Origin of the sequence: Streptomyces sp. 5K101 (assembly GCF_046506645.1) — a bacterium.
Taxonomy (GTDB): Bacteria; Actinomycetota; Actinomycetes; order Streptomycetales; family Streptomycetaceae; genus Streptomyces.
The window spans coordinates 129,668-153,785 of sequence record NZ_JBKFFO010000010.1 but is presented as its reverse complement, the minus strand read 5'-3'; the positions used below and the strand labels follow the sequence as shown (position 1 = coordinate 153,785).

Genomic DNA, 24,118 nt, shown 5'->3' with positions numbered 1-24,118 from the left:
GTAAACGCTCTGGAACCCGGTGGGAACCGCGCTCTTCTCCGACCCACGCGGTCGGGCGTGTCGCAGCCCCTCTACGAAGATCTCCCGAAGGATTTCCCAACCAAGGGGGTGCGGGCCCGAGGACCGCGAAGCCGCGGGAAGAGCTCCCGCCGGGTGCCTGGCCGGTACCCCGCTGACACTTCCCGGAAGATTCCCGTACGTCCGACCCGCGTGGGATCGACGAGTACTGTGGGACTCGCTTCCGGTCCTCCCGGCGGGAGGCGCGCAGCATCGGCACTCAACCGAGCAACCCGGACAGTCTGCCACACGCTCGGGGCCCGTGGCCAATCGAGCCGAAGAGAGTACCCCGCGGGGGTTGCGTGTCAAACCGCGGCACGCGGTCGGGGCCTTCGGAGCCGCCTTGTCCCCCCGCGCAGCGAGCCGGGCGTCGCGGTGCGGGCCCGCCCCGGCCTCGGAGTCCATACCGGGGCGATACGGACACCTCGCGCGGAAAACCCTTCGAAGCACCGCTGGGCGCACACTTACAGTGACGACGCAGTCGATCACCGGGGGAACGGTCACCATGCGTACGCAGTATCCACGGACGCGGCATCTGCCCTGGTCACCAGGGGCGACCGCAGACGATGTACGCGTCACCGACGTGAGCGGGCTGGTCGGGCGCGAGGTCGTCGTCACCGAGAAGCTCGACGGCGAGAACACCACGCTCTACAGCGACGGTCTGCACGCCCGGTCCCTCGACTCGGCGCACCACCCGTCCCGGGCCTGGGTCAAGGCGCTCCAGGGACGCATCGGGCACGCAATCCCCGAGGGCTGGCGGGTGTGCGGCGAGAACATGTACGCCCGGCACTCGATCGCGTACGACGACCTGGACAGCTACTTCTACGGCCTCTCCGTGTGGGACGAGCGCGGCCGGTGCCTGGACTGGGACCGGACCGTCCGCTTCCTGGGCGGCCTGGGGATTCCCGTGCCGCGCGTGCTGTGGCGCGGGATCTTCGACGAATCCGCCGAGCGGGCGCTGCGCGCCCTGCGGCTCGACCTCACACGGCAGGAGGGGTACGTCGTCCGGACCGCCGAGGGCTTTCCCGCGGACGAGTTCGGGCTGCGCGTGGCCAAGTGGGTGCGTGCCGGTCATGTGCAGACCGGTACGCACTGGATGCACGCGGCCGTCGTGGCGAACGGGCTCGGCCCGAACGCGCCGCTGTGGGCCGTCCGCTCGGGCGCGCCCGCCGAAGCGGCGGCGCTGGCCGCCGCGCTCGGGGTGCCGGGCGGCGACGCGGCGGCCCTCGGCAGGCTGGAGGCCGCCGGCCTCACGGGCGACGCCCGGCTCGCGGGCGTACTGGCCACGCTGCTGCACGGCAGCCGTCGGGCGTGGCTCGCGCCCAGGCTGGCCGCGGTGATCGGCATGCCGCTCGCCCGGCGCGTGGCGGACCTCGTCGGGCTGGCCCCGGCGCTGCACCGGCCCTACCCGGACGAGGACCGGCGGGCGGGTCTGGTGCGGATGTCGTACGCCGCCGACCTCGGCGTCCTGCACGCCGTGGCCCGGGCGACGGCCCCGACCGACGAGGCGCGCGAGCAAGTGGCGTGGTCGGCACTGCACGCCGAGGACGTCGCACCCCTGGCCGGGCTGGCCGAGGTCTTCGCCGGCCTGGAGCCGGACGCCGCGGCACGCTGCCGCGCCGAGGCGCGCGAGGCGTACGCACTGGGGCGGATCGGCACGGCCGCGGAGGCCGTCGCGGCGACCTGGCAGTGGCGTGCCGGAGGCTTTCCGAAGCTCATCCAGACCGTGGGCCCGGCGGGCAGCGGCAAGAGCACCTTCGCGCGGGGCCTCGCCGGGGTGGACGCGTACGTCTCGCTCGACGATCTGCGCGAGGCCCGCGGTTCACGCGCCGACCAGAAGGCCAACGCAGAGGTCCTGCGTGCGGGGCTCGACCGGCTGGACGCCGCGCTGGCGGCGGGCGGCACCGCGGTGTGGGACGCGACCTCGCTCAACCAGCAGCAGCGTTCCCTGGTGCACACGGTCGCCCGGCGCCGGGACGCCCTGATCACCCACGCCGTCGTCCTCGTCGACGAGGACGAGCTGGTCCGGCGCAACGGCACGCGCGAACACCCGGTGCCGTCTGCCGTCCTCGCCGCCCAGCTGCACCGCTTCGGCCCGCCGTATCCGGGCCAGGCGCACCGCACCTGGTACATCGGGGCGAGCGGGACGATCGAGGAGGAGGTGTAGCGGTGCGTACCAGCGAGGAGATCTACCACCGGGTGCGCTGGGACGCGCGGTTCGACCAGGCCCGCTTCGTGATCGGTGTCCGCCGGCGCGGGGCCGGGCCGGGGCGCGTGCCGCTGCCCGCGTTCGTGCCCGGCGGCGACATCCCGTGGCACCGGGTCCTGTTCTTCGAGGCCGACGGCGAGGTCGTCTGGGACCGGGCATCGGGCGTGGACCGGATGGACGACACGGACGCCGGGCGGGTGCGCGAGGCGCGCCGGCTGCGGGCCCCGTTCTTCGCCGCCCGGACGCCGCACGTGTGGGACGGCGCCGACTGGGTGCCCGCGCGCAGGCCCGAGGGGCGGACGCCCGCGGGACGGCTGCGCGTGCTGACCTGGAACACCCTGTGGGACCGCTACGACGCCGACCGCATCGACACCGCCGTGCGCAGGCCGCTGCTGCTGGCCGCCCTGCGCGAGGCCGACGCCGACGTGATCGCGCTCCAGGAGGTCGAGCCCCGGCTGCTCACGATGGTGCTCGGCGAGCCCTGGGTGCGCGAGGCGTACACGCTCGGCACCGATCCGGGTGCGCGGGACGTCGACGACTGCGGCCTGCTCCTGCTGAGCAGGCTGCCCGTACGGGAGGCGGGGCACCACGAGCTCGGCTCGCACAAGGCGGTGACCGCGCTCGTCGTGGAGACGGGCACCGGGCCGGTCACGGTGGCCGCGACGCACCTGAGCAGCGACCACTCGGACGACGGCGCGGGGCGGCGGGACGCCGAACTGGCACGTCTCGCCGAGGGGTTGGCCTCCCTGGAGGGAGACGTCGTCCTGATGGGCGACTTCAACGACGGGACGGACGCGCCGGCGACGGTTCTCGGGATGCGCGACGCCTGGAGCGAGGCCCACGGCAGGGGCGACACGACCCCCACCTTCGACCCGGGCGTCAACCCGCTGGCCGCGGTGTCCTCGCTGACCGGACGGGCCTCCCGGCTGGACCGGGTGCTGCTGCGCGCGGAAGCACTGCGGGTGCGGGAGGCCGCGCTGCACGGCGACACTCCCACGGCGGAGGGCCTGTACGTCTCGGACCACTACGGCGTACGGGCCGACCTGGACCTCGGGAGCGAGGAGCCGGCCGAGGTGCTGGACGCAGGGCCGACGGCCCGTACGGCGCTGGCATGGATCCCGCCGCGCGAGGTCTGGCCTCCGTTGCAGGCGATCCGCGCGGACCACGACCCGCAGATCCGCCGCTGGCCGCCGCACGTCAATCTGCTCTTCGGGTTCGTGCCGGAGCACGCGTTCGAGCGGGCGGTCCCGCTCGTCGCGGCGGTTGCGGCGGCGAGCGCGCCGTTCGAGGCACGGCTCGCGGGCGTGGAGTGGTTCGGGCACCGCCACGACGCGACCGTGTGGCTGGACCCGGCGGCCGACGGCGAGAGGCCGTGGGCGGCTCTGCGGGAGGCGCTGGCCGGCCGCTTCCCAGGGTGCCGCGGCCGGCGAGCGGGCTTCACGCCGCACCTCAGCCTGGGCCGGACCACGGATCCGCACGCCCTGGCCGCCGAGTGCACCGCCCGCCTCACCCCGATCCCGGTGCGCGTCGGCGAACTGGCGCTGCTGTCACGGCGCGGCACCGAGCCGATGCGGGTCCGGGCGACGGTGTCGCTGGGCACGGGCGAGGTGCGCTGGACGGAGGAGGCGGACCCGGCGCATGCGCCCCACGGCTCCTCCGCCGGGGCCGCCGCGGACACGGCGCCTTCCGCCCAGTCCACGGACTCCGCGGACGACGCCACGCGCGCCGCTCGCGTCGCGGCGCGCGTGGCGGACGCCCTCGACGACGGTGTCGTGCACGTGGTCGGCTCCCGGCGCATGGGCTGCGCGCTGCCCGGCGCCGATCTGGACCTGGTGGTCGCGCTGCCGGGCGACGCTCGGCTCGAGGACGTAAGTGCCCGGCTGGCGGCGGCCCTGCCGGAGGCGGTGGACGTACGGGAGGTGGTCGGTGCCCGTGTGCCCGGTCTTCGTATGGATGCCGGCGGCCTGACCGTGGACCTGGTCGTGGTCGCCACCGGCGCGGCCGACCCCGCCGCCGCCGTCGAGCGCCGCGGGGACCTGGGCGCGGCGGCGGCGGTGGCGCTCAGCGCCGTCAGCGATGCCGAAGCGGTCCTCGCACAGTTCGGGGACCGCCGGGAGGCGTTCGCCCTGCTGGCCCGGGAGGTCAAGGCGTGGGCCAGGGCACGGGGCCTCGACGCGGCACCGTTCGGCGGGCTGCCGGGGCTGGCGTGGTCCCTGCTCGCGGCCCGTACCGTACGCGAGGCGGGCGACCTGCCGCCCGCCGAGCTGCTGCGGCACTTCTTCGCGACGTGGGCCGCCTGGGACTGGCGCGAACCGGTGGGCACCCTCGGCACGGACGCGCCTGGCCTGCCCGCGGGCCCACCCGGTGCGGACGCGCCCGGCCTGCCCGTGGGCCCACCCGGTGCCGGCACGGGCGACCTGCCCGCGGGATCACCCGTTGCGGGCGCGTCCCGCCTGCCCGTGGTGATCATGACGCCCACCGAGCCCGTACGCCCGTGCAGCGACCAGGTCACCCCCGGCATGCGTGACCTGCTGACCCAGGAGCTGTTCCGCGCCTGGGAGTTGCTGGAGACGGGGTCCGCCGGCCTGCTGTCCCCGCCGCCGCTGCACCGGCGACACGCGGCATGGGCGGTCGTGACCGTGCCGCAGGGCCCGGTCGAGGGCCGGGTCCGGGGCCGGATGCGTGCGCTGCTCACCGAGCTCTCCGCGGTGTCGCCCGACGTCCACGCCTGGCCCCGCCCGTTCGGCAGGGACCCGCTCCGCCTCGCGATCGGGCTGGGCGCGGCCCCGTCGGACCGGGCCGTGCTCGACCGGATCGCGGACCGGTGGCTGCGGGGGCTCACCGGTGTGACGCTGACGCGCGCCGAGGGCGGGGACGTGCCCACGCTGCGCTGAGCACGCCGGAGAACGGCGAAAAGCACCCGCGTTCCCAGGCAACCCGGGTCCCGTCGCCGCCGTCTTGTTGATCGCGGAAGGGGTTCCTGACCAGCCCGTCCGCGCCTGGGGAGATCACAGTACGCAGACGGGGGCACGGCATTGCCCGTCCGCTGCGGGGGGAAGCGGACGGAGCATCACCGGTGAACGACAGAGCTGTCCGCGCGCTGTCCACGGCCGCGCGCGAGGACCGTGCGGGAGCCGCGCGGCGGCCGGGACCGCGCCGCCGCAGTGTCGTCGCCGCCGTCACCGCGCTCGCCGCCCTCGCCGGCACGGGCGCGCTCGGCGCCTGCTCCGTGCCGGCCCCTCGGCGGAAGGGGCCGGTGGCCGACCCGGCGCCCGGCATTCCGATAGCCAGCTCCCGGCGCGCGCAGCTGATGCAGATCCTGGCGCACCCGGACGACGACCTGTACTTCATGAACCCGGACACGCAGCAGATGCTGGACGCCGGGGTGCCCCTGGTCTGCGTGTACGTCACCGCGGGCGAGGCGGACGGCAAGAACCACATACCCGGGGACTGGGACGTCCCCTCCGACAAGAGCGCCTACTCATCGGCCCGCCACCAGGGGCTGCGCCAGGCGTACGCCGAGCTGCTGGGCCTCGACAGGTTCACCGACTGGCAGAAAGGCGTCGCCACCCTGCGCGGCGACCGGCGCGCCGAGATCAACACGCTGGCGAACGGCGCCCGCAGGGTCGAGCTGATCTTCCTCAACCTCGCCATGCACACGGCCCGCGGCGGCCGGATGGGCCTGCCGAGCCTGTGGCGGGACCGGGCGCTCGGACTGCCGACCGTGGTCGCCGACGACTCCCCCGTCCGCAAGGCCGGCTCGTACGACTACGACCAGCTCGTCGACGTCCTCGTCGGGCTGATGGAGCGCTACCGGCCAACCGTCGTGCAGACCCTGGACCCGGACCCCGACATCCAGCACAGCGACGAGGCGACCCGCAGGAAGGACAGCGAGCAGCGCGGCTACTCGGACCACGCGGACCACACCGCGGTGGCGTCGTTCAGCTGGGCGGCCATGGTCCGCTGGGTGGCCGAGGCGACCCAGGACGACGGCGAGGTGCCCGCCTTCGTGGCCACGTCCTTCCGCGGCTACTACAACCGGCACTGGCCGAAGAACCTCCCCGCCGCGGTGCTGGGCCGCAAGGCGGCCCACCTCGTCCCGTACGGCGGTCACGCCGACTGGGACTGCGGCAACGCGGCCGGCTGCGGCGACTACAACGTCGGCGGCACGCGCCCGCTCAAGAACAAGAAGGGCTGGGTCCGCTCGACCCACTACCGCTATCCCGGCCCCCGCACGGCGGTCGCCGCCGAACCGGACGGACGGCTGTCCGCCTACGGTGTGCTGGGACTGCGGGCCGTCCGCTGGCGTGAGACCGAGCCCGGCAGCGGGCGCTGGGGAGAGCCGGACGACCTCGGCGGGGGCCCGCTCGCGCCCGTGCTGGGCGCCACCGCGCTGGGGGACGGCAGGCAGCTGCTGTTCGGGCTGCGGTTCGCGGCGGTCGGCGGGCACGGCGGGGACAACGCCCGCGAGATCGTGCTGCTGGAGCAGCGCTCCGCGGGCGGCCCGTTCCTCGCCTGGCGCGGGCTCGGCAATCCGGAGCACGACGACGACCGCGGCCGGCGCATCGGTGTGCCGGTGGCCGTCACGGCGCCGGACGGCCGGGTGCACCTGTTCGTGCGCAACGCGGACAAGGGCGTGAGCAGCCGGGTGCGGCAGGCCGACGGGCGCTGGAGCGGCTGGCAGGACCTCGGGGGCGGCGAGATCCAGGACGGGCTGACCACGGCGGTCGACGGCGCGGGCCGCATCCACGTCTTCGCCGCGGGCCACGACACCGTGCACCACTGGGCGCAGGACGCGCCCGGCGGGGCCGTCGTCCACCGCCCCGGCGGCGGGCTGCCGGTCGCCGTGGACGCTCCGGCCGTCCTGACCGCCGCCGACGGATCCCTCCAGCTGCTCTACCGGCAGGAGCGGCCCTACCAGCGGGCGACGCCGACGGACTCCCGCGGCACCGCGGCCGCCGGGCTCACCGCGGTACGCCCCGACGGACGGGCACTGCCCGCTGAACGCTTCGAGGGCTACGGGCCCGTCCGCGCGGCCACCGGCGCGGGCGGCGCCGTCCTGCTCGGCAAGGACCTGCGCGGGCGGATCCAACTCGGTTACGCAGGCGGCCTGCTGACCCGTACGACCGGGGCGCAGAACATCGACACGCCCACACTGCACCTGGATGCCGACGGCACGGCGACCGTCGTCGGCATGGGCGCGGACGCGCACCCGTGGACGTGGTTCCCGCGTCCCCGCACCGAGGGCTGAGGTGCTGAGGTCGCGTCAGAAGGGCGTCCTGGCCCGGAGTCTGCGCAGCATCCGGGCGTCCTCGAAGCCCACCTCGCGTGCTGCGCTCTCCACCGTCGCGCCGTGGCTGACCAGGTGCTCGGCCCGTTCGACCCGAAGCGTCTGCTGGTAGCGCAGGGGCGTGAGGCCGCCCGTGGCGCGGGCGAACAGCCGGGTCAGAGTGCGCTCGCTGACCCCGGCCGAGGCGGCGAGGCGGGCCAGCGGCAGCGCCTCGGCGAAGCGGGCGTCGATGAGGTCCTGCACGCGGTGGACGGTGTCGTCGACATGGGAGCGGTGCCGCAGCATGGCGCTGGCCTGCGGCTCGTGCCCATTGCGGCGGGCGTAGACCACCATCTCGCGCGCGACCCGCGCGGCGAGCGCCGGTCCGTGCCGGCCCGCGAGCAGGTGCAGCGCCAGGTCGATCCCGCTGGCGATGCCGGCCGAGGTCACCACCCGGTCGTCGGTGGTGAACAGCACGTCCCTGACGACGACCGCCCGCGGGTGGCGGGCCGCCAGTTCGTCCTGGAGCCCGTGGTGCGTGGTGCACCGGCGCCCGTCCAGCAGTCCCGCGAGCCCCAGCGCCTCCGCCCCGGCGCACACGCTGGCGACACTGCCGCCGGCGGCGTGGTGGGCACGGAGCCGTTCCAGCAGGGCGGTCCCGGGGAGCGGGCCGCCGCGCAGTGTGGGTGCACGCCAGCCCGGCACCACGACCAGGTCGTCCGGCCCCAGCTCCGGCCAGCTGGTCCGCGCGGCGAGCGGCAGCCCCTGGGCGCTGGGCACCTGCTCCTGCTCGGCCACGTAGGAGAGCCGGTAGGGATGCCCGAAGTCCGCCGCCGTGCCGAAGACCTGGGCGGGCCCGGCCAGGTCGAGCAGGTGGACGCCCGGCACGAGGACGAAGACGACGTGGGTCACGCCCCGGATGCTCCCGGCTCGGCCTCCAGTTCGGCAACCGTGGCGATCCGGGCGAACCGGTCGCGCAGGACCGCCTCCGTCCGCTCGATGACCGATTCGGCGCTGAGGTCGCCGATCGGGTTCGTGGTGGTGGCGTCGGTGACGAAGACCATGCGGTAGCCGAGGTCGCTGCCCACGCGGGTGGTCGTCTCCACGCACTGTTCCGTACGGATGCCGCACACCCACAGCTCGCCCACGCCGGCGGCGGTCAGGAGCTGCTGCAGGTTGGTCGTGGTGAAGGCGTTGTGCGAGGTCTTGTGCAGGACCGGTTCGCCCTCCGCCGGCCGCTCCAGCTCGTCCAGCAGCCGTACGTGCCCGAGGACCGGGTCGAACGGGCCGCCGCTGCCGGGCTCGATGTGCAGCACCCAGACGACGAGGTCCCCGGCCGAACGGGCCAGGCGGACCAGCCTGTTCACCGGCTCGGCGATCTTCGGATCGGCGATCTGCTCCCACAGCGGGCGGGCCCGAAAGGACTCCTGGACATCGATGACTATCAGCGCTCGTCTCATGGCACCCATGATGACCAGGCACGGCCCTCGATCAGCAGGCCCGATCCGGGCCCATGGCGGAACGATCCGGTCAACGACCGGCCCACTGCCCGGACATGACGAAGGGCCCCGCACCTCTCGGTGCGGGGCCCTTCTTGCAGCTCAGCGAGCTACCAGGTCAAACCACCGGAATTACTTGGTGATCTTGGTGACCTGGCCGGCGCCCACGGTCCGGCCACCCTCACGGATGGCGAACTTCAGGCCCTCTTCCATGGCGACCGGCTGGATCAGCTGGACGGACATCTGGGTGTTGTCACCCGGCATGACCATCTCGGTGCCCTCGGGGAGGGTCACAACACCGGTCACGTCAGTCGTACGGAAGTAGAACTGCGGACGGTAGTTGTTGAAGAACGGCGTGTGGCGGCCACCCTCGTCCTTGGACAGGATGTAGGCCTGGGCCTCGAACTCGGTGTGCGGGGTGACCGAACCGGGCTTGATGATGACCTGGCCGCGCTCGACGTCCTCGCGCTTGATGCCACGCAGCAGCAGACCGACGTTCTCACCGGCCTGGCCCTCGTCGAGCAGCTTGCGGAACATCTCGATACCGGTGACCGTGGTGGTGGTCTTCTCCGGCTTGATACCGACGATGTCGACGGTCTCGTTGACCTTGAGGACACCACGCTCGATACGGCCGGTGACGACGGTGCCACGACCGGTGATCGTGAAGACGTCCTCGATCGGCATCAGGAACGGCTTGTCGACGTCACGCTCGGGCTGCGGGATCGCCTCGTCGACGGCGGCCATCAGGTTCAGGACCGACTGGCCCCACTCCTTGTCGCCCTCGAGAGCCTTGAGCGCCGAGACCTTGACGACCGGCAGGTCGTCGCCCGGGAACTCGTACTCGGAGAGGAGCTCACGCACCTCGAGCTCGACGAGCTCCAGGATCTCCTCGTCGTCCACCATGTCGGCCTTGTTCAGGGCGACGACGATGTACGGAACGCCGACCTGGCGGGCCAGGAGCACGTGCTCCTTGGTCTGCGGCATCGGGCCGTCGGTGGCGGCGACCACGAGGATGGCGCCGTCCATCTGCGCGGCACCGGTGATCATGTTCTTGATGTAGTCCGCGTGACCGGGGCAGTCGACGTGGGCGTAGTGACGCGACTCGGTCTGGTACTCGACGTGCGCGATGGAGATGGTGATACCGCGCTGGCGCTCCTCAGGAGCCTTGTCGATCTGGTCGAAGGCCGAGGCCTCGTTCAGGTCCGGGTACGCGTCGTGCAGCACCTTGGTAATGGCGGCCGTGAGGGTCGTCTTACCGTGGTCGATGTGACCGATGGTGCCGATGTTGACGTGCGGCTTAGTCCGCTCGAACTTCGCCTTCGCCACTGGGGTCCTCCTGTGGAGTGGTTCTGTACGCCTTACTCATCGGCGCCAGGTGATCTTTGCTGGGAAGCCGGCCGCCGGGGTCCGACCCTCGACGGGTCTCGGGGCGAACCCCCGGCGGACGGTGTCAAGCCTAAAGCGTGAACTCGGGTGAGTTACTCGCCCTTGGCCTTCGCGATGATCTCCTCGGCGACGTTCCGGGGAACCTCGGCGTAGGAGTCGAACTGCATCGAGTAGCTTGCGCGACCCGAGGTCTTGCTGCGGAGGTCTCCGACGTAGCCGAACATCTCCGAGAGAGGCACCAGACCCTTGACGATCCGGGCACCCATCCGCTCCTCCATGGCCTGGATCTGACCACGGCGGGAGTTGATGTCGCCGATGACCTCACCCATGTAGTCCTCGGGCGTGGTGACCTCGACGGCCATCATCGGCTCGAGCAGCACGGGGCTGGCCTTGCGCGCGGCCTCCTTGAAGGCCTGCGAACCGGCGATCTTGAACGCGAGTTCGGAGGAGTCGACCTCGTGGTAGGCGCCGTCGATGAGCGTGACGCGAACGCCCGTCATCTCGTAGCCGGCCAGGATGCCGAACTGCATGGCCTCCTGCGCGCCCGCGTCCACCGAGGGGATGTACTCCTTGGGGATGCGGCCACCGGTGACCTTGTTCACGAACTCGTACGAGGCGTCGCCGCCCTCGATGGGCTCGATCGCGATCTGCACCTTGGCGAACTGACCGGTACCACCGGTCTGCTTCTTGTGGGTGTAGTCCACGCGCTCGACCGACTTGCGGATCGTCTCGCGGTACGCGACCTGCGGCTTGCCGACGTTGGCCTCGACCTTGAACTCACGGCGCATACGGTCGACCAGCACCTCGAGGTGCAGCTCGCCCATACCACCGATGATGGTCTGGCCGGTCTCCTCGTCCGAGTGGACCTGGAAGGAGGGGTCCTCCTCCGCGAGACGCTGGATGGCGACACCCAGCTTCTCCTGGTCGCCCTTGGACTTGGGCTCGATGGCGACCTGGATGACCGGCGCCGGGAAGTCCATGGACTCCAGGATCACCGGGTTCTTCTCGTCGCACAGCGTCTCACCGGTGGTGGTCTGCTTCAGGCCCATGACGGCGACGATGTCGCCGGCGCCCACCGACTCGATCTCCTCACGCTTGTTGGCGTGCATGCGGTAGATCTTGCCGATGCGCTCCTTCTTGCCCTTCACGGAGTTCAGCACCGCGGTGCCGGAGTCCAGGCGACCGGAGTAGATCCGGACGAAGGTGAGCTTGCCGAGGTGCGGGTCGCTCGCGATCTTGAACGCGAGGGCCGACAGCGGCTCGTCGTCGGACGGCTTGCGCTTGACGACCTCCTCCGGGTCCTTCACGTCGTGGCCCTCGATGGCCTCGACGTCCAGAGGGGAGGGGAGGTAGCGCACGACCGCGTCGAGCAGGGGCTGGACGCCCTTGTTCTTGAACGCGGTGCCGCAGAACACCGGGGTGACGGTGGTGTCCTTGGAGACGCCGGACGCGATGGTGATACGACGGATCGCGGTGTACAGCTGCTCCTCGGTGGGCTCCTTGCCCTCCAGGTACAGCTCCATGATCTCTTCGTCGTTCTCGGCGACGGTCTCCAGCAGCGTGCCGCGCCACTCCTCGGCGGCCTCGGCGTGCGTGGAGGGGATGTCGACGACGTCGTACATCTCGCCCTTGGTGGCCTCGGCGGACCACACGAGGGCCTTCATGCGAACGAGGTCGATGACGCCCTTGAAGTCGGCCTCGGCACCGATCGGGAGCTGCATGACGATCGGGGTCGCGCCGAGGCGGTCCTTGATCATGTCAACACAGCGGTGGAACTCGGCACCGGTGCGGTCGAGCTTGTTGACGAAGCAGATACGCGGAACGCCGTAGCGGTCCGCCTGACGCCAGACGGTCTCGGACTGCGGCTCAACACCGGCGACACCGTCGAACACCGTGACGGCGCCGTCGAGCACGCGGAGCGAACGCTCCACCTCGACGGTGAAGTCGACGTGACCCGGGGTGTCGATGATGTTGATCGTGTGATCGACGTTGTCGAGCGGCCAGTGACAGGTCGTCGCGGCGGACGTGATGGTGATGCCGCGCTCCTGCTCCTGCTCCATCCAGTCCATCGTGGCAGCGCCGTCGTGGACCTCACCGATCTTGTAGCTCACACCGGTGTAGAACAGGATGCGCTCGGTGGTCGTCGTCTTGCCCGCGTCGATGTGGGCCATGATCCCGATGTTGCGGACCTTGGCCAGGTCAAGCGAAGTGGTGGCCATATGGCTCAGTCTTCTCTCGGTCTCGATGTGGGTAGCGACTACCAGCGGTAGTGCGCGAAGGCCTTGTTGGACTCGGCCATCTTGTGCGTGTCCTCACGCTTCTTGACCGAAGCGCCGAGGCCGTTGGAGGCGTCGAGCAGTTCGTTCATGAGGCGCTCGGTCATGGTCTTCTCGCGACGGGCGCGGGAGTAACCGACCAGCCAGCGCAGCGCCAGCGTGGAGGCGCGGCCGGGCTTGACCTCGACCGGCACCTGGTAGGTGGCGCCACCGACACGACGGGACTTGACCTCGAGCGCCGGCTTGACGTTCTCGAGGGCGCGCTTCAGCGTGATGACCGGGTCGTTGCCGGTCTTCTCGCGGAGGCCTTCCATGGCGCCGTAGACGATGCGCTCAGCGGTGGAACGCTTGCCGTTGAGCAGGATCTTGTTGATCAGCGAGGTCACCAGAGGAGAACCGTAAACCGGGTCGATGATGACCGGGCGCTTCGGGGCGGGGCCCTTACGAGGCATTCTTACTTCTCCTTCTTGGCGCCGTAGCGGCTGCGGGCCTGCTTGCGGTTCTTGACACCCTGGGTGTCGAGGGAACCGCGGATGATCTTGTAGCGAACACCCGGCAGGTCCTTCACACGGCCACCACGCACGAGCACGATGGAGTGCTCCTGCAGGTTGTGTCCCTCACCCGGGATGTAGGCCGTGACCTCGATGCCGGAGGTCAGACGCACACGCGCGACCTTCCGCAGGGCCGAGTTCGGCTTCTTCGGGGTGGTCGTGAACACACGCGTGCAGACGCCGCGACGCTGAGGGGAACCCTCGAGTGCGGGCGTCTTGTTCTTCTCGACCTTGTCCTGCCGGCCCTTGCGGACCAGCTGCTGGATCGTAGGCACTACTTCTCCGGTTTCTGTGTGCCGTCAGTGAAGCTAACCTGGAACGTCACCGACCCACGCGGTCGGGTGTGTCGAATGCTGCGGACCTCCGCCGCGAGCGGAAAAGGCGCAGATTGCGGTGGCCGGTATCTGACTCGCCATGCGGTTGAGGACACGCACACGAGCCCAGGCACACCCCAGGCACAAGGTCTGAGCGTACCTATCGCACGGACTCCGGTCAAAACAAATGCCCACGGGTACGAGGGCCCGGCCGACGTGGGAGAACGCATCCCGGAACGGGTCGGTGCGCGGGCCGGCGCCAACAGCCCGCGGGGCCGCCTGGCACCTGCCTTCCGGCGGGCCCGGGGCGTCGGCGCGAGCCCCGGTCATACGTAAGGTCAATCCCGGCCGGCGCGGCTCGACTCACCGGCGGTTCGCGGCTCGGTCTCCTCCTCGCCGGGCTCCAGGAACTGGTTGACGACCTTGACGAACACGCTCATCCGCTCGTCGGGGACGCCGAGCCAGCGGGCGAAGTCCTCCATGGTCGGCTGCCAGTCGCCGGGCGGCAGCAGGTCCGCCGCCAGGGGCAGCTCGTCGGGGGTGACCCGGCCCGAGCGGATCAGCATGTCGCGGACGGAGACCCCGAGAAGGGGGGCGATCCTGCGCATGGTCTCCAGGTCGGGCATGCTCTGCCGCTGCAGCAGCCGGGTCACGGCGGCCCGGTGCACACCGGCCTCGTCCGCGATCCGCGACTTTCCTCCGCCGCGCGGACTGTCGATGTCGTAGCCGCGCGCCCTCATCAGGCCTTCCACCCAGCCTGCGAACTCGTCGAGCCCTTGTGTGCTCATGTACCGCTCCTCTGATGCCCCCACCTTCCGGGCACACCACTCTAGCGTGCTTGCGCGCACGGAATTACGTGGTTTCGGGCGCGCAACCGTGTCGAATCGGTGAAGAGGAGCCCACAAGGTTGTTGCGCGCCCGCACGCAACATGTCACTCTCTCTGTCGCCGTCGCACTCGTCGGCCTCATGAGCCCCAGGCGCCTCACGGCCCCAGGGTGCTCGGTGGCCCGGACCGTGGAGAAGAACCTTGCTCCTGCCCGACTCGTCCTCATGGCAGGCCGCCGCCGCGTGCGTCGGCCTCTCCCCGTCCGTCGTCTTCGCCCGCCGCGCCCAGCAGGCCGCCCCGGCGCTGCGCGCCTGCGCCGTCTGTCTCGTCCGCCGTCAATGCGAGGCGGCCGTGGCCCCTGCGGAAAGCTGGTTCGACGGCGTATGCGCGGGCCGTCTCTGGCGCAACGGCCGCCCCGTCGTCCCACGCCGCGGCCGCAGTTCCGCGGGCACCGCGCGCTTTGGGGGTCCTCGTGACTGACGGCGCCGTTGGCTCCACCGACCGGGTCCTGCGGGACATCGCGCTCTGGACCGCTTCCCTGGTACGACAGTTCCCCGAGCTCGCCGAGGAGCTGGCGCCGGGCCGCCGCTCCCCCGTCGAGACCACGCCCGCCGCTCCGCACCCCGGCCGCGACGACCTCATCCGCGAGGAGCGCCGCGAGGCCCTGCTCCTCCAGCAGCGGCACGGGCTCGCCGTGCCGGGCCACGGGGCCGCCCCGATCCGGATGCACGTGTCCGACGCCATCCGCGACATCACCGACGGGGTGGTGGAGCTGGAGGAGGCGGTACGGGCCCGGCTCGGACTTCCCCGGCCCGGCCGCGCCCCGGTCGTGGAGCGGCTGCGGCGCACGACGGCGCTGCTCGACGAGATCGCGGGCCATCCCGACCTGGCCCGGCATGTGCGCGACGAACTGCGCCGGATGGCGCGGCGCTGCGCGCGCACGCTCGGGGACACGGAGACGGTTGTGCGGGTCTCGGGCCGCTGCCCGTGGTGCGACTCCGTGTCGCTGCGGGCTTTCCCGGACCGGCGGGCGGTGCTCTGCGTGAACCCCGCCTGCGTGTGCGCGGACGAGGTGTGCGGCTGCCAGGACGACCCCGCGTACCGGCATCTGTGGCCGGAGGAGCGGTGGGGCGAGCTGGCCGACGCGTCGGGCACCCGTACGGAAGACATCGAAGCGGCGATGGAGGAGACCCCGTGCTGACGTCCCTGACGATGCCCGCCCTGATCCCGGGACCGCTCGCGGCCGAGGAGGCGGGGGTGGCGCCCGCGACCATCCGCAAGTGGGTCCAGCTGGGCCACCTGCGAGCGGCCGGCAAGGCGGGCCGGGCGCAGCTCTTCCGCCTGGAGGACGTCTTCGCGGCGGAACGCGCGGCCCGCCGCCGCCCTCGTACCGCGTAGACCGCACGCAGCACGACCATCGAACGAGCTCGACGAAGCGCCCCGTGTCTCATCGCGAGACACGGGGCGCTTCGTCATGCCGCAGGTGTCGACGCGGGTCGTACGAACTGTTTCCGCACACCCACCGAACGAATTAGCTGCGTGCGCGCACGCTCTCTGTCACAGTTGGTGCAGCGGCGGAGCTGTGCCCGCGAGTCGGGCCGCAGCTCCGCCCTTCGCTGTCCGGGGACGCTTCCGCGTCCCCGCCCCCTCCCCGCGGGAGCGGCCCCGGCAGCGGCTCGCACTCCCTCAGCCCCCTCACGCTTCCGAGGAGAACCGTCATGACCACTCCCCCGAGTGCCTTCCCAGACGTCGAGGCGTTGGTCGTCGACGTCCTCGAGGCCGACCCCGCCCTCTCCACCGCCACCGTCGCCGTCGCCCCGCCCACCGGGTTCGACGGCACCCAGCCCGCCGTCCTCGTCAATCGGCGCGGCGGCTCCTGGGTCGGCGATCTGCACGTCGACATGCCGCTGATCGAGTTCGAGGTGTACGGGCCGGACAAGAGCACCGCCCACACCCTGGCCAACGCGGCCCGCCGCGCCCTGCTCGCCGCCATCGGCAAGCAGTACGGCACGAACGTCATCAGCGACGTCGAGGAGCAGGACGGCCCGCGCTGGCTGCCCGACTACCTCTACCGGGCGGCCAACCGCTACGTGTGCGTGATCCGGCTCTCCGTGGACGTCTTCTGACCCTGACGCCCCCTCAGCCCGCCCCGTACGCCACTCCCCAGATCGAGGCCCTGCCGTCCGGCAGGGCCTTTGCCGTACCCGGATCAGGAAGGCCGGGCGCGGCGTCACCCTCTCTCCAAGGAGAAACCCACCATGGCAGGAACCAACTCGTCCGAGATCCGCGTTGCCGGTACCGGTCGCCTCTACGTGGCCGCCGCCAACGCCGAGCTGCCGACCACCTTCGGTGCCGACCCCGCCGCCGACTGGACGGCGAAGCAGTGGAAGGACCTCGGCTACACCACCGCCGACGGCGTGACCTTCGCCAAGAAGGACAAGCTGGAGCCCGTCGACTCGTGGCAGGCCGTCAGCCCGGTCCACTTCACGTACGCGGACCGGGACCTCTCCCTGAAGTTCGCGCTGCTCCAGTTCAACGAGGACACGCTGCCGTTCTTCATGGGCGGCGGCGACGTCAAGGCGGAGCCGGCCACGAGCACCGAGGTCTTCCGGTACGACATCGGCGACCGTGCCTACGCCGACGTGCGCGCCCTCGGCCTGGAGTTCACCGACAAGGCCGGCCCGAACGCGGTGACGTACCGCTTCTACATCCCGCGCGGCCAGGTCACCGCTTCCGACGACATCAAGCTGGCCCGCAAGTCCGCGGCCCAGCTCGGCATCACCTTCACCGCCATGTCCCAGGGTGACGGCAAGCCGCTGGCGAGCTTCGTCATGAAGGACACCTCGTACGCCGTCTGATCCCTCCACCCGGGGGCGGGACGGCCCATCGCCGCCCCGCCCCCTCTCCTCTTCACTCACTCGAACAAGGAGTACGCATCACCATGGCCCCTTTCGACGTCAACGCCGCCCGCGCCCAGCGACTGGAGACCGTCGGCCGCTCCTGGTCCTTCGAACTGGACGGCGAATCCTACGAACTCCCCACCGAGCTGAGCCGTGCGACCGCCAAGGCGCTCCGCAAGCTCGACGACAACGACGTGGACGGCCTGCTCGCACTCCTGATGGGTGAGAAGCAGTTCAGCCGCTTCGAGCAGCACGACATCACCATGCAGGACATCGCCGCCATCCTGGAGGCCTACGGCAAGGAGACCGGGCTCGGCCTGGGGGAAGACTGAGCCTCGTCGAGTTCGTCGACGAACACGCCGAGGCACTCGAAGCGGACCTGCTCCGCTACTACGGCACCGACTTGCTCGACTGGTACCGGGGTGCTCTCTCCAGCCGGCGCGTCGCGGTCCTGATCAAGCATCTGCCGAGCGACAGCGCCGTCCTGCGCGAACTCCACGGCGAGGCCGCGGAGTGGTCGGTCTCCGACCACCTCCTCGCGGCGGCGGTGGATCACCTGGCCGTCGCCAACTGGATGTTCGCCAGCGTCAACACGGGCGAGGACGACGACCCGCCCGCACCGCCCACCCCCATACCGCGCCCGGGAGGTCCCGAGCCGGACGAGGAGGGCGGAAAGGGCGGCACGCCGGACACGGGTGACGACGCCACGGCGCCGTCACCCCATCAACTCGCCCACTTCTTCGGATGACCCCGCAGCCCCCGGAGCCCGTCCCCGTCAGGGATCGGTCTCCGGGGGCGCTTCCTGTGCTCGGTCGGCCAGCTCCTCCTCCAGGGCCCTGGCCCGTTCCGACAGTCGGCGGCCCTGCCCCCGCGAGTCCGCCTCGCCGGAGTCGGCCGCCCGGCGGTCGGTGCCGGATCCGGGCTGCGCGGGAACCCCGAGCGGCGGCACTATGGGGCGACCGCCCTTGCCGCGGACGACCTTCCGTACCGGCTGCGTGATCCGGCGGGCCCGGGCCTCCTGAGCGGGCGGCAGACCGTCCTGTTCGAGGGCGGACTCGTCGGCACGAGGACGCGATGCCTCGTCCCCCAAAGGCGCGGTCGCGTGCTGGAGTTCCGCGTCGGCGTCCGGCCCCGGCTCCCGGTCGGGACCGAGCTCAGGCCGCCGTTCGAGGCGCTCGCGCTCTCCGCGTATCCGCTCCTCGGCCTGACGCACCGCGGCGGGCGGTTCGAGGAACCGCGCGAACGGCAACGGAATGACCCGGGCTCCGTCCGCACCGCCCTCCCCACGTCGCTGGGGACGCCGGATTCCACGCGCGTCACTCTGTCCCTGCGCATAGGCGTCCGCCACGCGCCTCTCGTACTCCCGCCGTATACGCGGCAGTTCCTCGGAGACCGCCTCCGCCCAGCCGGCGGTGAAGGCCGCCGTCTCGCGCCGATCGATCTCGGCACGAGCGATCACCACGAGGTCCTCTGGCGCGTATCCGGCGACATGGACCAGTTCGGACAGCCGTGCGAACAGATGAGGCAGGTCGGGGCTCATTTCGAGCCAGTCGACGACCTGTGCGCGCCGTCTGGCGCTCGGCTCCCTGTCCATGCGTAAACAATGCCTTCCCGCCCCCTAGGGTCCCCTCGCACCCCCGAAACCCTCACCTCCCTGAACTGGTCCGATCCAGGGAGCGTGGATCCAGCGTACCCGGTCGCACCGAGGCCGCCGCTGGTGACCAATCCCACCTGGGCCAACGCCTGCAGACACACCGTCAGTCGTTTTTTCGCGCTCGACAAACCCGAAACCGCCGTTCGACAATGCATCGCACACCAGTTCGATACTCTCATCTCCTCAAGGTGAGTCCGCGGGCCCCGCCCGCGATCGGACTGCGCCGGCAAGCAACGGAAGGCAGGGCACCATGACGTCACAGGCCGGGGGAAGCCGCATACGGAGCACACTCCAGGACCGCCTCAACGAGGTGCTGCACCGCCCCGGTCCCCTCGACAAGCGCGCACTGCTCGCCACCCTCGACGCCGAAGTCACGGCTCGCGAGCTCCATGCGTACAAGGCCGGCTGGAACGACGCCGTCGCCGAACTCCGCCGTACTCCGTAGGATCCAGGCGTGAGAAGTCAGTGGTGGATCGTCGCTGTCGGTGTGATCGCATTCAGCGCTTTCTTCTGGGCCGTCGGCGGAGCCGTCGACCTGGGCCTCGAGGAACACGCCCGGGGGCGCTACGGCCTTCCCGACGGAGGTGAGCGCTACACATACGCCCTGTTCGGCGGGGGCGTGATCGCCGTGGCCTCCGCACTCGTCCTCGCCGGTCGCCGCGTGCCCGGCTGGAAGACCGCGCTGCTTCCCGCGTCCGGTCTCGGGTTCGGTGCCGCCTCGGTCCTGTTCCTGGGCCAGCAGACGCGGCACTGGATCGCCGCCTGCGCGATGGGCATCGCCGCATTCGTGATGACGCTGGCCGCGCTCCGGCGAGGACGCGCGAGCCGGCCGCCAACGGAACGGCGCACCCCGAGCTGATCGCCAGGGTCACTCACCCGACTCCCGACCGAACCGCACACCGCGAAGCCCCTGCCCTCCCGGCAGGGGCTTCGTCGTATGCCCGCCGAGCGCCGAGAGGCGCTCAATACCGAAGGAGGCCAGATGGCGAAGAGCCTTGAGCAGCTGACCAAAGACGTGGGAAATCTGCAGGCGGCCCTTGATCCGAAGAATGACCAGTACGTGCTCAACGGCACGGCCAAAACCGCGGACATCAGCGAAGGGGCGCTGAAGAAGACCAAGGGCGAGGTCCAGTTCGCCACGCAGAGCTGGACGAAGACCCACGTCACCGAGGCGACCAAGACCAGCCTCTTCGAGTGGATCAAGACACCGGAGTTCCTGGCGCTCGTGACCGCCGGCGCGTTCGCCCAGATCGGCGGCTCACTCCTCAAGTTCGAGATCATGCCCTTCCTCAACCTCGACCCGGCGATCGAAGCCTGGTTCAAGAAGAAGGGCTTCGAGCGCAACAGGTGGGGTGTCCTGTGGAAGCTCTCCGAGCAGGAGCTCCAGAGGCGTGAGCGGGAGTCCCCCGAGTACGCGATCCGGCGTCTCCAGGACATGGTCGTCAGCGCGCACACGAAGATCCAGAGCTCCAACAAGCGCATCGGCGTGCTGGAGAAGAAGGTCGGACGGCTCACCACGCGGAGCAACACCACGCGCCAAGAGATCCGGCACATGGACTCCAACCCCGCACTCCAGGGCACGACCAACCAGGTCGTGCTGCTCCAGCGCCGCGTCGACCTGCTCGCCCAGGCCCTGTCCTGACCTACGCCCCCCGCACCATCCCATCCAGTAACAGAGGTGGACAGTCATGTCCCTCGTCAGCTCGTTGAAGAACGCCAACGGATCGCTTCAGCAGTTCAGATCGGCCACGTCCAACGCCGAACGCGCCGCGTCGAACCTCGGTCAGCGCGCCTCGACGGCCGGCCGCGACATCAGCGGAGTCAAGGGTGCCGCGCAGGGCTCCGCCAAGGAGCTCAAGAACCTCAAGACCGCCTCGGCCCAGGCCGAACGCGCCATGGCGAAGGCCGGGCGCACCGCCCAGTCCGCCGGGTCCAAGCTGGGCAGGTACCAGTCCGGAGCGGCCAAGGCGGCCAAGGGCCAGGACAGGCTCAACAAGTCCATGAAGGGCAACTTCCTCGCCCGCCTGCTCGAACTCTTCATGCCGCTCATCGAGAAGGTCGTCGAGATGGCGACCCGCTCCAAGACGATGCAGACGATCATGAAGAAGGCGTTCGGCGCCATCAAGACCGTGATCAGCTCCGTCATGAAGGCGATCGGGCCGATCATGAAGAAGGCCGGCCAGCTGATCAAGACGGTGTGGAACGGCATCAAGAAGGCCATCTCCACCGTCGTCAAGGCCGTGGCGACCGTCATCAGGACGTACGTCAACACCTGGAAGAAGATCATCACCACGGTGATGAACGCCATCAAGTCCGTCGTCGGGGCTGTCTGGCGCGGCATCAAGGCCGTCATCATGCCGGTCGTCAACTGGATCAAGTCCGCGATCCCGGCCGCGTTCCGGGCCGTCAAGGACAAGATGTCGTCCATCTGGAACGGGCTGAAGGGCATCGCCTCCCAGGCGTTCAACGGCATCAAGAACGGTGTGAAGGGCCCGATCAACTCCGTCATCGGCCTCATCAACTCGATGATCCGCCGACTGAACGGCATCAAGGTCAGCGTCCCCGGCTGGGTCCCGCTCGTCGGCGGCAAGACCTTCGGCGTCAGCCTGCCGACCATCCCCATGCTCGCCACCGGCGGCGTCGTCATGCCGCGCCGCGGGGGCGTCCCCGCCATCCTCGCCGAGGCCGGCGAGGCCGAGGCCGTCCTCCCGCTCTCCAAGCTGGACCGGCTGCTCGCCCTCACCGCCCGACGGGCCCGCATGGCACAGGCCCGGGCCGGCGCGGCAGGCGCCGGATTCCACATCGAGCACTACCACGCCGCCCGCAACAGCGACCCGCAGGCAACGGCGGACGCGCTCATGTACCTGGCGAAGGCGCGCGGATGAGTGCCGCCGCCATGCCGCTCAATCCACTCGCGGGGACGGCCTCGGCCTTCTCCGATCTGGCCCTGAGGGCCGGCCAGGCCGCCGACGCGGTACGGCGCGTCAGGCAGGGCGTCCAGAAGGCGGCCGGCGGCGCCGACCGACTGCGCACCGGAGCCCGGACGGCCGGTACGTCCGTGCGCACGTTCGGCCAGAACGCCGCTTCCTCCGCTGCCGCCACCACGAAGCTCGGCCAGTCACGTGCGGGCAACGGAGTCAAGGGATTCGGCAGCAGGGCCGCCAGGGCGAAGACCTCCCTCGCCAAGGTGGGCACCGGCGTCGGCGGAGTTCTGGCGATTCTCCTGCCGCTGCTGCCCGTCGCCGACGTCATCACCGGCCTCATGGGCACCTTCGGCACCGTCATGACCCTCGCCGCCGTCGCCATGACCGGGATCAACGTCGCCATGCGGGCCAACCCGATCGGCTTCCTCATCGGCATCCTTGTGCCCGTCGCCGCCTGGCTCATCGAGTACGCCATGCACAGCGAGACCGGTCAGCGGATCATGAAGCAGGTCTTCGCGCAGGCACTCAAGGGCTTCCAGGCGGTCTGGAAGTTCGTCAGCCCGGTCATGAAGCTGATCGGCAAGGCCGTCGGCACGTACGTCAAGGCGTACCTGAGCGTGATCACCGGGGTCCTCAAGGGCCTCGGATCCGCCGTCCGTGGGATCTCCCGGACCGGGTCGGCCGTCTCCTCGGCCGCCAACGCCCTGCGCGGGATCGTCTCCCGCGCCTGGAACGGGCTGAGGAACGCCGTCCAGCCGGTCATCAAGTGGATCACTGGCTCCGTGCCCGGGTTCTTCACCCGGATCAAGGTCACCGTCACCCGCACCCTGCGCGGTATCGGCGGAATGCTCGAAGGCGGCATGCAGACCGTCCTCGGCGTCGTCAAAGGTCCCATCAACGGGCTGATCGCCTTCGCCAACTGGATCATCGACGGGCTGAACGAGCTCAGCTTCAGCCTCCTCGGCAAGAAGTTCGGCGTCGACCTCGACAAGATCCCGATGCTCGCCGAGGGCGGTGTCGTCTTCCCCGGCTCGGCGGACGCCCCCCGTATCCACGCGCTCACCGAGCTCGAGCACCGCCGCGTCCCGGCCATCACGGAGCCCACTCGACAGCCTTACCGCGTAGGGGAGTTCCACGAGGAGCCGGGCGCCGGTCCGCGCTCGACCGCCGAGGACCTGCTGTTCCTCGCGACCGCCTGCCCCTGAACCGACCCAGAAGTGAGGTGACGGCCTCCATGGCCGAGACCACAGCCGCCTACGCCGGAAACACCCACACGGCCGACCTCGCGCCCGGCTCACTGATCACCCAGGACGGGCAGATCCAGTGGGCCGGGCTCCTCATCGGCCCCGGCACCCCGTTCGCCGTCGACCGCTCCGGCCTCACCGGCTGGGAGGACCTGCCCGATTACGACGCCTCCGACGCCGACCGGCCCACCTCCCACGGCGCCTGGCCGGGCTCCCGCTACGCCAAGCCGCGCAAGGTCGGCGGGACCATCGTGCTGATGCCGGAGTACAGCGCTACGACCGAGGCCGTCCGCGCGCTGCGGCAGTCGCTCGCCCTGCTCGACGAAGAGCGCTGGCTCGCGGTGCGGCTGCACGGCGAGATCCTCGCCGTGCGTGCCCGGATCGCCCAGCGCGTGGTGCCCACCGACCGCGGCTTCGCCACCCAGGGCACGTCCAAGATGTCCATCCAGTGGCTCGCCGCCGATCCGCGCCGCTACGTCGTCAACGAGCAGGTCGCCACCGCCACGGCCCCGCAGCCCGAGTCCGGGCTGACGTGGCCGCTGACCTGGCCGCTGAACTGGGGTCAGGCGACGAGCACCGGCGACACCGTCGCCGAGAACACCGGTTCCGCGCCGGCCCACCCGGTGATCGTCTTCCGCGGCCCGTGCTCCATGCCGACCGTGACGCAGCGGGTCAGCAGGCTGCGGCTGCGGTACGCGATCGATCTGGCCGCCGGCGACGAGCTCACGGTCGACACGGCCGCGGGCACGGTCATGCTCAACAACACCGCCTCCCGACGGCACACGGCCATGGCGGACTCCAGCCCGGAGGAGCTCTTCCTTCTGGAGCCGGGCCGCACCGAGCTCTCGTTCCGACCGGACGGGGGCGGCGCTGACGCGCTGATGACCGTCCGCTGGCGCAGCGCCGAGTGGTGATCCGCCCGGCCACCCGCCCGTTGACCGCCCGGGCGCGACGGTAAGGCACCGTTACCCAGCAGCGATCCGTACCGCACCCGACCCCGCGCCTGGC

General features: G+C 71.0%; 24 protein-coding genes. 16 read left to right on the top strand and 8 right to left on the bottom strand.

Annotated features, from left to right (window positions below; all coding sequences use genetic code 11):
• Nucleotides 1-562: 562 nt before the first annotated feature.
• The 3 genes from ACLB9X_RS20590 (at nucleotide 563) to ACLB9X_RS20580 (ending at nucleotide 7,517) form a co-directional block, all read left to right on the top strand.
• Complete coding sequence (locus ACLB9X_RS20590) at nucleotides 563-2,224, top strand: RNA ligase family protein (protein WP_410361848.1); 1,662 nt, start codon at nucleotides 563-565, stop codon at nucleotides 2,222-2,224.
• A 2-nt stretch (nucleotides 2,225-2,226) separates the two neighbouring features.
• Nucleotides 2,227-5,160, top strand: a complete 2,934-nt coding sequence (locus tag ACLB9X_RS20585) for a poly(A) polymerase (protein WP_410361847.1) — start codon at nucleotides 2,227-2,229, stop codon at nucleotides 5,158-5,160.
• A 206-nt stretch (nucleotides 5,161-5,366) separates the two neighbouring features.
• A complete protein-coding gene (locus ACLB9X_RS20580) occupies nucleotides 5,367-7,517 on the top strand; it encodes a PIG-L family deacetylase (protein WP_410361967.1) in 2,151 nt (716 codons plus the stop codon).
• A gap of 15 nt (nucleotides 7,518-7,532) precedes the next feature.
• Here the strand turns inward: ACLB9X_RS20580 and ACLB9X_RS20575 are convergent, their stop codons facing one another.
• From ACLB9X_RS20575 to ACLB9X_RS20545, 7 genes are all read right to left on the bottom strand, one after another.
• On the bottom strand, nucleotides 7,533-8,447 hold the full coding sequence (locus ACLB9X_RS20575; protein WP_410361846.1) for a GlxA family transcriptional regulator: 915 nt from the start codon (nucleotides 8,445-8,447) through the stop codon (nucleotides 7,533-7,535).
• A complete protein-coding gene (locus ACLB9X_RS20570) occupies nucleotides 8,444-8,995 on the bottom strand; it encodes a cysteine hydrolase family protein (protein ID WP_410361845.1) in 552 nt (183 codons plus the stop codon). Before ACLB9X_RS20570 ends, ACLB9X_RS20575 begins: the two co-directional genes overlap by 4 nt.
• Nucleotides 8,996-9,166: 171 nt before the next feature.
• Entirely contained in the window at nucleotides 9,167-10,360 is a 1,194-nt protein-coding gene (gene tuf, locus ACLB9X_RS20565) for an elongation factor Tu (protein ID WP_365991355.1), read from the bottom strand.
• Nucleotides 10,361-10,512: 152 nt separating this feature from the next.
• Nucleotides 10,513-12,639 (bottom strand): elongation factor G, encoded by a 2,127-nt coding sequence (gene fusA / locus ACLB9X_RS20560; protein WP_410361844.1) that lies wholly within the window; start codon nucleotides 12,637-12,639, stop codon nucleotides 10,513-10,515.
• A 38-nt stretch (nucleotides 12,640-12,677) separates the two neighbouring features.
• Nucleotides 12,678-13,148: a 30S ribosomal protein S7 gene (rpsG, locus tag ACLB9X_RS20555; protein ID WP_100108597.1), complete on the bottom strand. Its 471-nt coding sequence runs from the start codon at nucleotides 13,146-13,148 to the stop codon at nucleotides 12,678-12,680.
• Between the two features lie 2 nt (nucleotides 13,149-13,150).
• The gene (rpsL, locus tag ACLB9X_RS20550) at nucleotides 13,151-13,522 is read right to left on the bottom strand and encodes a 30S ribosomal protein S12 (protein ID WP_003948652.1); all 372 of its coding nucleotides are present in this window, start codon (nucleotides 13,520-13,522) and stop codon (nucleotides 13,151-13,153) included.
• 377 nt (nucleotides 13,523-13,899) lie between these two features.
• On the bottom strand, nucleotides 13,900-14,349 hold the full coding sequence (locus ACLB9X_RS20545; RefSeq protein ID WP_410361843.1) for a helix-turn-helix domain-containing protein: 450 nt from the start codon (nucleotides 14,347-14,349) through the stop codon (nucleotides 13,900-13,902).
• 240 nt (nucleotides 14,350-14,589) lie between these two features.
• Between ACLB9X_RS20545 and ACLB9X_RS20540 the strand changes: the two genes are divergently transcribed.
• The 7 genes from ACLB9X_RS20540 (at nucleotide 14,590) to ACLB9X_RS20510 (ending at nucleotide 18,036) form a co-directional block, all read left to right on the top strand.
• A complete protein-coding gene (locus tag ACLB9X_RS20540) occupies nucleotides 14,590-14,868 on the top strand; it encodes a WhiB family transcriptional regulator (RefSeq protein WP_410361842.1) in 279 nt (92 codons plus the stop codon).
• Nucleotides 14,861-15,589, top strand: a complete 729-nt coding sequence (locus tag ACLB9X_RS20535; RefSeq protein WP_410361841.1) for a hypothetical protein — start codon at nucleotides 14,861-14,863, stop codon at nucleotides 15,587-15,589. The genes ACLB9X_RS20540 and ACLB9X_RS20535 overlap by 8 nt, the downstream gene beginning before the upstream one ends.
• Nucleotides 15,590-15,600: 11 nt before the next feature.
• On the top strand, nucleotides 15,601-15,786 hold the full coding sequence (locus tag ACLB9X_RS20530) for a hypothetical protein (protein ID WP_398903040.1): 186 nt from the start codon (nucleotides 15,601-15,603) through the stop codon (nucleotides 15,784-15,786).
• A 320-nt stretch (nucleotides 15,787-16,106) separates the two neighbouring features.
• Nucleotides 16,107-16,514 carry a hypothetical protein gene (locus tag ACLB9X_RS20525; RefSeq protein ID WP_410361840.1) on the top strand — a complete coding sequence of 136 codons (408 nt, stop codon included), beginning with the start codon at nucleotides 16,107-16,109 and terminating at the stop codon, nucleotides 16,512-16,514.
• A 132-nt stretch (nucleotides 16,515-16,646) separates the two neighbouring features.
• Entirely contained in the window at nucleotides 16,647-17,246 is a 600-nt protein-coding gene (locus ACLB9X_RS20520) for a phage tail protein (RefSeq protein ID WP_410361839.1), read from the top strand.
• A gap of 83 nt (nucleotides 17,247-17,329) precedes the next feature.
• A complete protein-coding gene (locus tag ACLB9X_RS20515; RefSeq protein WP_410361838.1) occupies nucleotides 17,330-17,620 on the top strand; it encodes a hypothetical protein in 291 nt (96 codons plus the stop codon).
• 71 nt (nucleotides 17,621-17,691) lie between these two features.
• Entirely contained in the window at nucleotides 17,692-18,036 is a 345-nt protein-coding gene (locus ACLB9X_RS20510; RefSeq protein ID WP_410361837.1) for a hypothetical protein, read from the top strand.
• Nucleotides 18,037-18,063: 27 nt separating this feature from the next.
• On the opposite strand, the gene ACLB9X_RS20505 is transcribed toward ACLB9X_RS20510, so the two are convergent.
• The gene (locus ACLB9X_RS20505; RefSeq protein WP_410361836.1) at nucleotides 18,064-18,882 is read right to left on the bottom strand and encodes a hypothetical protein; all 819 of its coding nucleotides are present in this window, start codon (nucleotides 18,880-18,882) and stop codon (nucleotides 18,064-18,066) included.
• 310 nt (nucleotides 18,883-19,192) lie between these two features.
• On the opposite strand from ACLB9X_RS20505, the gene ACLB9X_RS20500 reads away from it, so the two are divergent.
• The 6 genes from ACLB9X_RS20500 (at nucleotide 19,193) to ACLB9X_RS20475 (ending at nucleotide 24,024) form a co-directional block, all read left to right on the top strand.
• Nucleotides 19,193-19,387 (top strand): hypothetical protein, encoded by a 195-nt coding sequence (locus ACLB9X_RS20500; RefSeq protein ID WP_410361835.1) that lies wholly within the window; start codon nucleotides 19,193-19,195, stop codon nucleotides 19,385-19,387.
• 9 nt (nucleotides 19,388-19,396) lie between these two features.
• Nucleotides 19,397-19,801 carry a hypothetical protein gene (locus tag ACLB9X_RS20495; RefSeq protein ID WP_410361834.1) on the top strand — a complete coding sequence of 135 codons (405 nt, stop codon included), beginning with the start codon at nucleotides 19,397-19,399 and terminating at the stop codon, nucleotides 19,799-19,801.
• 123 nt (nucleotides 19,802-19,924) lie between these two features.
• The gene (locus tag ACLB9X_RS20490) at nucleotides 19,925-20,584 is read left to right on the top strand and encodes a hypothetical protein (RefSeq protein ID WP_410361833.1); all 660 of its coding nucleotides are present in this window, start codon (nucleotides 19,925-19,927) and stop codon (nucleotides 20,582-20,584) included.
• Nucleotides 20,585-20,630: 46 nt separating this feature from the next.
• Nucleotides 20,631-21,827 carry a phage tail protein gene (locus tag ACLB9X_RS20485; protein ID WP_410361832.1) on the top strand — a complete coding sequence of 399 codons (1,197 nt, stop codon included), beginning with the start codon at nucleotides 20,631-20,633 and terminating at the stop codon, nucleotides 21,825-21,827.
• Nucleotides 21,824-23,071 carry a tape-measure protein gene (locus ACLB9X_RS20480; protein ID WP_410361831.1) on the top strand — a complete coding sequence of 416 codons (1,248 nt, stop codon included), beginning with the start codon at nucleotides 21,824-21,826 and terminating at the stop codon, nucleotides 23,069-23,071. Before ACLB9X_RS20485 ends, ACLB9X_RS20480 begins: the two co-directional genes overlap by 4 nt.
• A gap of 29 nt (nucleotides 23,072-23,100) precedes the next feature.
• Nucleotides 23,101-24,024, top strand: a complete 924-nt coding sequence (locus ACLB9X_RS20475) for a phage distal tail protein (RefSeq protein ID WP_410361830.1) — start codon at nucleotides 23,101-23,103, stop codon at nucleotides 24,022-24,024.
• The last annotated feature ends 94 nt before the right edge of the window (nucleotides 24,025-24,118 follow it).